Genomic DNA, 9,333 nt, shown 5'->3' with positions numbered 1-9,333 from the left:
CTCCGAAGGCGCAGGGCAAGCCGCTGGAGGTATGGTTCCAGGATGAGGCGCGCGTCGGCCAGCAAGGAACGCTCACCCGGAAATGGGCAAGGGCTGGCGCCCGCCCACGCGCACCCCGCGATACGCGCTACAAATGGAGTTACATCTTCGGCGCGGCTTGCCCGCAACGCGGGGTCGCCGCCGGGTTCGTCCTTCCTTTCGTCGATACCGAAGCCATGAACCTTCACCTCGCCGAGATCGCCAGGACCGTGGCGCCCGGCGCGCACGCGGTTCTTGTGCTCGACGGCGCCGGGTGGCATGGCGCTAAAGCTCTCAGGGTTCCAGACAATATCACGCTCCTGCCCCTGCCGCCCTATGCTCCAGAGCTCAACCCGATTGAAAACGTCTGGGCCTATCTCCGGTCCAACAAACTCGCGATCACCGTCTTCGACAGCTACGACGATATCGTCGACAAATGCTGTGAGGCCTGGAACTTCTTCGCCGAGTGCCCCGGCAAAATCACTTCAATCACCTCAAGAGAGTGGGCAACGGTCAACGCATAGGGCCGTTGGTATGACAGACGACAAATGTGCAAGTGGCGGACCGAGGAGGATTCGAACCCCCGACCCCTTGATTCGTAGTCAAGTACTCTATCCAGCTGAGCTATCGGTCCACTGCCGGGTGATCTATCGGCTGGGGTCGGGATTGGCAAGGGTGAAAGGGAAGAATTCCTCAGCTTTGCTGAAAATCTTTCCTGGGCAGCCGCACCAGAAAGGTCGTGCCATTCTCTCCGGTTGCCTCAAGCACCAGCGAGCCGCCATGGTTGCGGATCAGTTCGGCCGAAATGGTCAGGCCAAGCCCCGCGCCGCCCCTGGTCGCGCCTCCCTGAAAGGCGGTGAACAGGTGATCGCGGGCCTTGGGTGGCAGGCCCGGGCCGTTGTCGATCACCCGGATCTGCCAGTCCTCGTCCGTCTCGGAGGCCTGCACGCAGATCTCTCCCGGGTGCCCGTGCGCCATCAGCGCCTGTCGCGCGTTGCGCACCAGGTTCTGGATCACGCGGTAAAGCTGTTCGGGATCCGCCCGCAGGGTCAGGCTGCCGGGGACGTCCTCGGAAAAGCTGATATCCGCGTCGCCGGTTGCCAGCCGTTCGCTGTCGATCACATCCGTCACCACGTCGAGCAACCGGAACCGGCTCAGCCGCGGGGCGGGTTCCTCGGCCCGGCCAAAGGCCAGCGAGTTTTCGCACAGGTTGACCGCGCGCGAAATCGAGTTCACCAGCTTGGGGGCAAGGCGGCGGACGGCGGGGTCCGCGCTTTGCTCCAGCCGGTCGGTGAACAGCTGTGCGCTGGTCAGGATGTTGCGCAGGTCGTGGCTGATCTTGGCCACCGCCGCGCCCATCTGTGCCAGGCGCTCCTTTTGCCGCAGGGCCCCGGTCAGTTCGGTCTGCATGTGCTGCAGCGCGTCCTCGGCCTCGCGCAGTTCAACGACGCCATGGCCCGGGCGGATGATGCGGCGGGCATCCTCGGGGGCGGCGGCATAGGCGGTGATGTTGGCGACCAGCCCCTTGATCGGCCGCACCAGGATCCGGCGTACGGCAAGGAACAGCAGCAGGGCGGTAAAGGCGGAAATCCCGGCCGAAAGGACCAGGATCCGGATCCCGTAGTCGAGCATCGCCGCGCGCAGGGGGGCGGTGTTCATGGTGATCTCGATCATCAGGCCGGACATCTGGCCGGGGTCGGAAATCACCCGGATCACCTCGGGTTCGCGGCGGATCAACCGGTACAGCGCATCGCGGATCAGGGTCGCGGCGCTGGCATCGCGCAGGTCATAGGTGCGGGATATGGGCCGGGGCAGGGGGGACGACAGCACCAGCTGCCGCGCATCCGCCCGTCGCAGAACGACGTTGTAGACGCCTGCATTGCGCAGCAGTTCCTCTTGCAGGTCCCCGTCGATATGGTCACCCGACAGCCGCGCCAGCGAGGCGATCTGCGCCTTTTCAACCCGCAAGAGCAGGTAATCCTCGCGGAACCGCGCGACCGAGGGGACAAAGATCAGCACCTCGGCCAGCATCACGAAGGCGACCGTCAGGATAAGGAACCGGCCTGAAAGTGTGTTCAACATCTGCGTCGGACTGCTCGGGATCAGGGCAGCCAGCGTTGTATCAGCCTCACGACGGTTTTGACAGCGGAACTTTCGAACAGGTGCTGTGCATAGTAGCGCCCGGCAGCGGTCCGGCCGATCTCGCCCAAGGTCGGATAGGGGGCAACCATGGCTGCCACCTGCCGCATCCGCATCCGGTTGGCCAGCGCCAGTGCCCACAGGTGGATTGCCTCTCCGGCCCCGGGACCGGCGATCGAGACGCCGACCGGACGCCCCTTGCGGATCACCAGCTTGATCAGCCCGTCGGTCCGGGCCTGGGCGACGGCGCGGTCATTGTCGGCAAAGGGGACCCGGATCACCTCGATCCGGTTGTCATAAAGGGTGCGGGCGCGGGCCTCGGTCAGGCCGACATGGGCCAGTTCGGGATCGGTGTGGATCACATGCGGCAGGTGGTCGTGGCGGACCCGGACCGGCAGTCCCAGCAGTGCCGCCCGCACCACCAGCCCGGCGTGATAGCCCGCCACATGGGTAAAGGGCGCAAGCCCGGTGACGTCGCCGATCGCATAGGCACGGCGGTTCCCGGTTCGCAGCCCGTTGTCGACCCGGATTGCACCGGTCGGGGTGGTGGCGATCCCGGCCTGCCCCAGCCCCAGCCCTGCCGTGTCGGGCCGCCGCCCCGCCGCGATCAGCAGGTGGGTTCCGGTCAGGGTCCGGCCGTCCCCGGTGTGCAGGCGGATCGCCCCCGGCTGTCCCTCAGCCCCGGCTAGGGTGGTGTTCTCCAGCAGCTCGACCCCGTCCCGCCGCAGGCTGTCGCGGATGATGGCAGCCAGTTCGGGGTCTTCGCCGGACAGGGCCGCATTGCGGGTGATCACCGTCACCGCACTGCCCAGGCGGCGATGCGCCTGGGCCATTTCCAGCCCCACCGGCCCGCCTCCGAGGATCAGCAGATGGCCGGGGGCGGTGCGCAGGTCAAAGATCGTCTCGTGGGTCAGGCAGGGTACCGTGTCGAGACCGGGCAGCGGCGGGATGACCGGCCGGGCACCGGTGGCAATCACGAAGCGGCGGGCGGTGATCCGGGTGTCCGGGGTTTCGACCGCGCGCGCCGAGACGAAACGGCCCGGCGCGCGGATCACCGTGACGCCAAGCGATTCGAACCTTTCCTGGCTGTCATGCGGTGCGATCCGGGCGATCACCGCCCGGACATGGTCCTGGATCGCCGCGAAATCGGGCCGGGCGGATGTGGCGGGGATGCCGGGGATCCGGGTCCCGCCCTGCAGCAGCCGTGCCAGCCGCGCCGCATCGCGCAGCGCCTTGGACGGCACGCAGCCGGTGTTGAGACAATCGCCGCCCATCGGGCCGGGTTCAAGCAGCACCACCCGCGCGCCCATCTGCGCCGCGCCTGCGGCGACCGAAAGCCCTCCGGCGCCGCCGCCCAGGATGCACAGGTCGGTCTCGAGCGCGCGCATCAGCCCAGTCCCTGGCGGCGGCGCAGCGGCCGCAGCAGGATCGGCAGGGCGGCCAGCAGGCAGAGCCCGGCCAGCGGCCCGATCACCCGGGGATCGCGGATCAGCGACAGGTCCGGGGCATCGCCGCGTGCCAGAACCTCGCCGAGACCGGTGCCGATCGAGGTGAAGACCAGCGCGCCGGGAATGATGCCGATGACCGTGGTCAGCATGTAATTGCGCAGCCGCACATGAACCAGTGCGGGCAGCACATTGGCGGCAAAGAACGGCACCACCGGCACCAGGCGGAGCAGGAACAGGACGCTGATCTCATGCGTCCGCAGGGCGGCGCCGATCTTTCCGGCAAGCCCTTGCGCCGCATCGATCCGGTCGGCGATTCCGCGTCCCGGCCCGATGCGCACGGCCAGAAAGATCAGCGTCGCCCCGATGGTCGCCGCCAGCACGTTGAGCGCCGTTCCCATGGCCAGGCCGAACAGAAAGCCGCCGGTCACCGAGGCCACCGCCGCCCCGGGCAGCGACAGGGCGACGATCACCACATAGGCCAGCACGAAGACAAGCGCGGCCAGGGCCAGGTTCTGGTCGCGCCACAGCAGCAACTGGGCGCGGTGTTGCGCCAGGTTGTCCAGGCTGATCCGGTCGCGCAGCAGCACATACCCGGCCAGCGCCCCCAGCCCCACCAGCAGCAGCGGCAGGTGGCGGGCCAGCCGGTGACGGACAGGGGGGGCGGATTCGGGGACGGGCATGACGGGCGGGGACCTCGCGGGTGTTTGTCCCAGTCATGACCGGGCCCGTCGCCGGAATCCAGTCAACAGAGCGCGAGCGGCCGGGTTTGCCGATATTTTCCGGGGCAAGCGGCAGAAATCGCGGAATTGGCCGGTGATCCGGTTTGACTTGCGGCAAGCGGCCCCGTATAGACCGGGCTTCAGAACAGTTGAACCGGGCCGGGTGCGATTCCTGCACCCCCGGGCCCGCAAGATCGGAGACGGAGCGATGAAACGCACCTTTCAGCCCTCGAACCTCGTCCGCAAGCGTCGGCACGGGTTCCGTGCCCGGATGGCGACCAAGGCGGGCCGCAAGATCCTGAACGCGCGCCGCGCCCGCGGCCGCAAGTCGCTGAGCGCATAAGCCTCGGCACAGGTCTGACGACATGACACCGCCCGAGGCCCCGAACAGGACAGCGCCGCGGGCGGTTTCTTTGCGGTCCGGGGATGGCCGGGCCGCGCCAGCGGCCGGTATCCTGGACGTCATGCGCAACCGTCCGCAATTCCAGCGCGCCGCCCGGGCCCTGCGTCAGGGCACTGACAGCCTGCTGCTGCAGGCCCGCGACCGCGGGGACGGGTCGGCGCAGGTGAATGTGGGCTTTACCTGTTCCAGGAAACTTGGCAATGCGGTTGCCCGCAATCGCGCCAAGCGCCGCCTGCGGCATCTGGCCGCCGAGATTCTGCCCGAACAGGCCCGGCCCGGCTGGGATTATGTCCTGATCGGCCGCCCCGACAAGACCGCCATGCTGCCCTTTGAGCAATTGCGCCGCGACCTGCGCTTTGCGCTCGGGCGCGTGCATGGCCGCACATGACCCCGCTTGCCTGGATCCTGGCGCTGCCGGTGCGCGCCTATCGCCTGTTCCTGTCGCCATGGATCGGGCATGGTTGCCGGTTCCAGCCCAGTTGCAGCGCCTATGCGCTGGAAGCGCTGGAACGCCATGGCGGCCTGCGCGGCGGCTGGCTGGCGCTGTGGCGGATCCTGCGCTGCAATCCCTGGGGCGGCTCTGGCTATGATCCGGTCCCCGGCAGCGAAGCGCCGTCCCCCGATCCGGAAAAGCCCGCCATGCCAGGGGAAGAGACCCGCAGCGAAAAGGGCTGACAGCGGCCCGGCACCCCTTTGCCATCCCGCCGCCCGGCGGTCAGGGCAGCATAAGTACCAGTGGAATCGTCGCCACCGCAGCCAGGGTCTGTGCGGTCACCAGCCCGGCCATCAGGGTGCCGTCGCCGTTCATCTGCCGGGTCAGCACATAGGCGGTCGGCGCGGTGGGGATGGCGGAAAAGATCACCAGAACCAGGGCTTCGGTGCCGCCGAGACCGAACCACAGGCCGACCGCCCCGGCAAGGACCGGCATCGCCAGCAGCCGCAGCGCGCTGTTGGCGACCAGAACCAGAAAATCCCGTTTCAGCGCCGCCGGTTGCAGGGCCGCCCCGACGCAGAGCAGGCCAAGCGGCAGGCTGCCCTGGGCCAGCAGCTTGAGCAGGCGCTTGCCCTCAAAGGGCAGGGTGACCCCGGCAAAGGCAAAGGCGATGCCCGCCGCACAGGCAAGGATCAGCGGATTGCGCAGGATAGTGCGGATCAGGGTCCGTTTGCTGCGGGCCGGGCCGGTTTCGGTCAGGGCCAGGATCGACAGTACGTTGACCAGTGGTACCGCCACCGCCAGCAGCACCGCCGCGCGCTCGACGCCTTGCGTACCGGCCAGGCTGGTGGTGATGGCCAGCCCCAGATAGGTGTTGAACCGCACCACCCCCTGCAGGGCCGGGCCGAAACGCGCGGCCGGGGTCGGGCGCAGCCGGAGGCCGATCCAGAGCAGGGCCGCGGCCAGGCAGATGGTCGCCATCGCCGCCCCGCCAAGCCGCAGGATCGCGGGGTCCCGCACCGGTGCGTCTATCAGGCTGGACATCAGCAGGGCCGGAAACAGCAGGAAATAGTTCATCCGTTCGGCCGCGGGCCAGAAACCCGGTTCGGGAAACCGGATCCGGGCCAGCAGAAAGCCAAGGCAGATCAATGCGAAAAGCGGCCAGATCGTCAGCAGGATCACGGGATGTCACCTTGATGGGCATGTGTTGCAGCCCCGGCTTAGCACCGCCGGGCACCGGGTTTCCAGTGCCCGGCGGTGCCGATCCCCGCCGGAAGGGAAAAATCACCGCGCAATGACCAGATCCGCCTGCAATCCGCCCAGCCGTTCGCTGGTCATCAGACGCAGGGTGCCACCATGGGCCCGGGCGATATCCATGGCGATCGACAGCCCCAGCCCGACCCCGCTGCCGAGATCCTGGTTGCGCACGGGATCCAGCCGGGCAAAGGGCTTGGTCGCTTCGGCGCGCTGCGATTCGGGGATGCCGGGGCCGTCATCCTCGATCCGGATCCGCAGCGCGCGCTCGGTCAGGTCCACGGAAATCTCGGCCCGGTTGCCATAGCGGACCGCGTTGGTGATCAGGTTCTCGACCGCCCGCCGGATCCCGCCCGGACGCAGTGGCACCACGCCTGCACCTTCGGTATGGTACAGGGTTACCGGCAGGCCTGCGCGCTGGCTGTCCTCGACGATCGTTGTCACCAGCGCCACCGGATCGGTGTCTTCGGGGTCGCCCTCGCGCGCGCCGCGCGAGAAGTCGAGGAATTCGTCCAGCAGCCGTTCCATGTCGTTCACATCGCGCAGCATGTCCTCGCTGTCGGCATCCTCGAGCATGGTCAGCCCCAGCTTGAGCCGGGTCAGTGGCGTGCGCAGGTCGTGACTGACCCCCGACAGCATCAGCGTGCGCTGCTCGATCTGCCGCTCGATCCGGTTGCGCATGTCGAGAAAGGCATCCCCCGCCGCCCGCACCTCGAGCGCTCCGGTGGCGCGATAGGGAATATGCCGCCCGCGCCCGAAGGCCTCGGCCGCCTCGGCCAGGCGCTGGATCGGGCGCACCTGTTTCAGCAGATAGACATAGGCGATCGCGGTCAGCACGATGCCAAAGCTCAGCATGTAGACAAAGAACTGGTGCGGGTTCGAGGCCGACACCCGCCGCCGGTCAAAGCTGAGCCGCAGATACCGCTCGCCATCCCGGAGATAGAGCGACACCCGCCGCAGGTCGGGCAGCACCACCCGTTCGAGATCGGGCAGGGTCTGATAGAAATCCTCGATCACGAAACTGCCGGTGATGTCCTCCCAGGTCAGCACATCGCCGGGCGGCAGGTCGCCGGGCCCGACCCTGGCCACGTCGATCTCGAGGATCCGCGCGATATCGGCGACCGCATCATCGGGGCTTTGCCGGATCAGCTGCACCTCGCGGCTGACCGACACCGTCATCTGCCGGGTGACGCCGTCGAAATGCCGCTGCACGAACACGATCAGCAGCACCGTGATCAGCAACAGCATCGGCAGGATGAGAATCAGGGCCGTGCGGCCGTAAAGGCTTTTCGGGACATATGGTCTGAGCCAGTTGAACATCGTATGGTCAGTCTAGATCGTCCCGCGCCCGAGAGGAAGAGACATGCCGACCCCCGCTGACATCGCCCCGCCTGCAGGCGTCCCCGAACAGATGGCGCCGGGGATCCGGCGGATCCTGGCCCCGAATCCGTCGCCCATGACCCATTGGGGGACGAATACCTATCTGGTCGGTGATCGCGATCTGGCGGTGATCGACCCCGGCCCGGATCTGGACGCGCATCTGGAGGCGATCCTGGCGGCGGTTCCTGCGGGGGGATCCGTTTCGCATATTCTTGTCACGCATGCGCATCTGGATCATTCCCCGCTGGCGCCCCGGCTCGCGCGGGAAACCGGCGCGCCGGTGCTGGCTTATGGCGATGCCGGGGCCGGGCGCAGCGCGGTGATGCAGGGGCTGGCCGGGGCGGGGCTGATCGGGGGCGGCGAAGGGGTTGATGCCGGTTTTGCCCCCGACCGCTGCCTGACGGATGGCGAGACGGTCCACGGGACCGGCTGGACGCTGAGCGCGCTCTGGACGCCGGGGCATTTTGGCAACCACCTGTGCTTTGCCTGCGGGGATTCGGTGTTCAGCGGCGATCTGGTGATGGGCTGGGCCAGTTCCCTGGTCTCGCCCCCGGACGGGGATCTGACTGATTTCATGACCTCCTGTCAGGCCCTGCGCGCCCGCGCCCCCCGCGTTCTGTATCCGGGCCACGGGGCCCCGGTCACGGACCCGGCGGCGCGGCTGGACTGGCTGATCGGCCACCGCCGTTCTCGCGAGGCGGCCATCCTGACGCATCTGCGCACGGGGCCCCTGGACATTCCGACCCTGTCCCGCGGGATCTATACCGACATCCCGGCGAAGATGATGCCAGCGGCCGAACGCAATGTTCTTGCGCATCTTGTTGATCTGCAAGGGAAAGGGGTGGTTCTGGCCGCGCCGGAACTGTCCGTGGACGCGGTTTTCTCGCTTGCATGAGAAAATCCGGTCAAAGCGGAAAAACTGTCGAAAAGCCTCTGGACGCGCTACTGTGCTGTTGTTATACGGCCTCTCGTGATCCGGCGTAGCTCAGCGGTAGAGCAGTTGACTGTTAATCAATTGGTCGTAGGTTCGATCCCTACCGCCGGAGCCAAAAATCCCTGAAAATACAGTGAGTTAAGGAAAAGCCCCGCAAGGGGTCTTTTGCATTTTGGCTCAGGGGTAACATCTGGGGTAACAAAATGAATCACCCGCCGCGCCATAGGAAAGGCCGGGACACATCACGCGCCCCGGCCATGACGATCCCCGGTGTCCGCCGTGATCGCCTGCGCCGCGCCCAAAGGAGAAAGAGCCGCGCCTTGTCGGGGTTTGCCCACTCGCCGACTGACGGGATTGCTTTGGCGCTGACTTTGGAAAGCACCGGGCGCAACCTGCCTATCTCAATATTCGTACCCCCAATCGACCAGCCGCAGCGCCTGAGCCGGATCAATCCCGGCTTCCTTGGCCTGAGCCAGTGCGCCCACAATGGCGGTGATCGCCCGCGCCCTGCCGCCTGCATCGAAGGCTTGCAGAGGCCGCATCACGTCCAGCGTGACCGCCGATCCCAGCTTGTCGGTGCATTCCTCGGCCATGGTCGCGGCAAT

At 67.2% G+C, this 9,333-nt stretch carries 10 protein-coding genes, 2 tRNA genes and 1 pseudogene; 6 read left to right on the top strand and 7 right to left on the bottom strand.

Annotation, left to right across the window (positions count from 1 at the left end):
- A partial coding sequence (locus ACK5L9_RS06420) for an IS630 family transposase (protein ID WP_416910636.1) occupies positions 1-542 on the top strand: 542 nt, incomplete at its 5' end.
- Between the two features lie 33 nt (positions 543-575).
- On the opposite strand, the gene ACK5L9_RS06415 is transcribed toward ACK5L9_RS06420, so the two are convergent.
- From ACK5L9_RS06415 to ACK5L9_RS06400, 4 genes are all read right to left on the bottom strand, one after another.
- A tRNA-Arg gene (locus ACK5L9_RS06415) sits at positions 576-652 on the bottom strand.
- Positions 653-711: 59 nt separating this feature from the next.
- Positions 712-2,100, bottom strand: coding sequence for a sensor histidine kinase (locus ACK5L9_RS06410; RefSeq protein ID WP_416910635.1), 1,389 nt, complete (start codon positions 2,098-2,100; stop codon positions 712-714).
- Between the two features lie 20 nt (positions 2,101-2,120).
- On the bottom strand, positions 2,121-3,545 hold the full coding sequence (locus ACK5L9_RS06405; protein ID WP_416910634.1) for a dihydrolipoyl dehydrogenase family protein: 1,425 nt from the start codon (positions 3,543-3,545) through the stop codon (positions 2,121-2,123).
- The gene (locus ACK5L9_RS06400) at positions 3,545-4,285 is read right to left on the bottom strand and encodes a TVP38/TMEM64 family protein (RefSeq protein WP_416910633.1); all 741 of its coding nucleotides are present in this window, start codon (positions 4,283-4,285) and stop codon (positions 3,545-3,547) included. Before ACK5L9_RS06400 ends, ACK5L9_RS06405 begins: the two co-directional genes overlap by 1 nt.
- A gap of 247 nt (positions 4,286-4,532) precedes the next feature.
- Between ACK5L9_RS06400 and rpmH the strand changes: the two genes are divergently transcribed.
- The 3 genes from rpmH to yidD all read left to right on the top strand — a co-directional run bounded on the left by rpmH (position 4,533) and on the right by yidD (position 5,402).
- Positions 4,533-4,667: a 50S ribosomal protein L34 gene (gene rpmH / locus ACK5L9_RS06395; protein WP_012177012.1), complete on the top strand. Its 135-nt coding sequence runs from the start codon at positions 4,533-4,535 to the stop codon at positions 4,665-4,667.
- A 121-nt stretch (positions 4,668-4,788) separates the two neighbouring features.
- Complete coding sequence (gene rnpA, locus ACK5L9_RS06390; RefSeq protein WP_416910632.1) at positions 4,789-5,115, top strand: ribonuclease P protein component; 327 nt, start codon at positions 4,789-4,791, stop codon at positions 5,113-5,115.
- Positions 5,112-5,402 carry a membrane protein insertion efficiency factor YidD gene (gene yidD / locus ACK5L9_RS06385; protein WP_416910631.1) on the top strand — a complete coding sequence of 97 codons (291 nt, stop codon included), beginning with the start codon at positions 5,112-5,114 and terminating at the stop codon, positions 5,400-5,402. The genes rnpA and yidD overlap by 4 nt, the downstream gene beginning before the upstream one ends.
- Positions 5,403-5,442: 40 nt before the next feature.
- Here yidD and ACK5L9_RS06380 read toward each other — a convergent pair whose 3' ends face one another.
- Positions 5,443-6,342: an AEC family transporter gene (locus tag ACK5L9_RS06380; protein ID WP_416910630.1), complete on the bottom strand. Its 900-nt coding sequence runs from the start codon at positions 6,340-6,342 to the stop codon at positions 5,443-5,445.
- A 102-nt stretch (positions 6,343-6,444) separates the two neighbouring features.
- Positions 6,445-7,734 (bottom strand): ATP-binding protein, encoded by a 1,290-nt coding sequence (locus ACK5L9_RS06375; RefSeq protein ID WP_416910629.1) that lies wholly within the window; start codon positions 7,732-7,734, stop codon positions 6,445-6,447.
- A 43-nt stretch (positions 7,735-7,777) separates the two neighbouring features.
- On the opposite strand from ACK5L9_RS06375, the gene ACK5L9_RS06370 reads away from it, so the two are divergent.
- Positions 7,778-8,689, top strand: coding sequence for an MBL fold metallo-hydrolase (locus ACK5L9_RS06370; protein WP_416910628.1), 912 nt, complete (start codon positions 7,778-7,780; stop codon positions 8,687-8,689).
- Between the two features lie 79 nt (positions 8,690-8,768).
- Positions 8,769-8,843, top strand: a tRNA-Asn gene (locus ACK5L9_RS06365).
- Between the two features lie 286 nt (positions 8,844-9,129).
- Here ACK5L9_RS06365 and ACK5L9_RS06360 read toward each other — a convergent pair.
- A pseudogene (locus ACK5L9_RS06360) lies at positions 9,130-9,333 on the bottom strand (hypothetical protein); the annotation flags it as partial.

The sequence above is a fragment of the Paracoccus sp. (in: a-proteobacteria) genome (assembly GCF_047973135.1).
In the GTDB taxonomy this organism is placed as follows: Bacteria; Pseudomonadota; Alphaproteobacteria; order Rhodobacterales; family Rhodobacteraceae; genus Paracoccus.
Note: the sequence above shows the minus strand (reverse complement) of the source record. Positions and strands in the feature narration are given on the sequence as shown.

Excerpts from the sequence above, each read along its gene's own strand:
- ACK5L9_RS06410 (WP_416910635.1), bottom strand. The coding sequence starts at position 2,100 with ATGTTGAACACACTTTCAGGCCGGTTCCTTATCCTGACGGTCGCCTTC.
- ACK5L9_RS06405 (WP_416910634.1), bottom strand. The coding sequence starts at position 3,545 with ATGCGCGCGCTCGAGACCGACCTGTGCATCCTGGGCGGCGGCGCCGGA.
- ACK5L9_RS06400 (WP_416910633.1), bottom strand. The coding sequence starts at position 4,285 with ATGCCCGTCCCCGAATCCGCCCCCCCTGTCCGTCACCGGCTGGCCCGC.
- rpmH (WP_012177012.1), top strand. The coding sequence starts at position 4,533 with ATGAAACGCACCTTTCAGCCCTCGAACCTCGTCCGCAAGCGTCGGCAC.
- rnpA (WP_416910632.1), top strand. The coding sequence starts at position 4,789 with ATGCGCAACCGTCCGCAATTCCAGCGCGCCGCCCGGGCCCTGCGTCAG.
- yidD (WP_416910631.1), top strand. The coding sequence starts at position 5,112 with ATGACCCCGCTTGCCTGGATCCTGGCGCTGCCGGTGCGCGCCTATCGC.
- ACK5L9_RS06375 (WP_416910629.1), bottom strand. The coding sequence starts at position 7,734 with ATGTTCAACTGGCTCAGACCATATGTCCCGAAAAGCCTTTACGGCCGC.
- ACK5L9_RS06370 (WP_416910628.1), top strand. The coding sequence starts at position 7,778 with ATGCCGACCCCCGCTGACATCGCCCCGCCTGCAGGCGTCCCCGAACAG.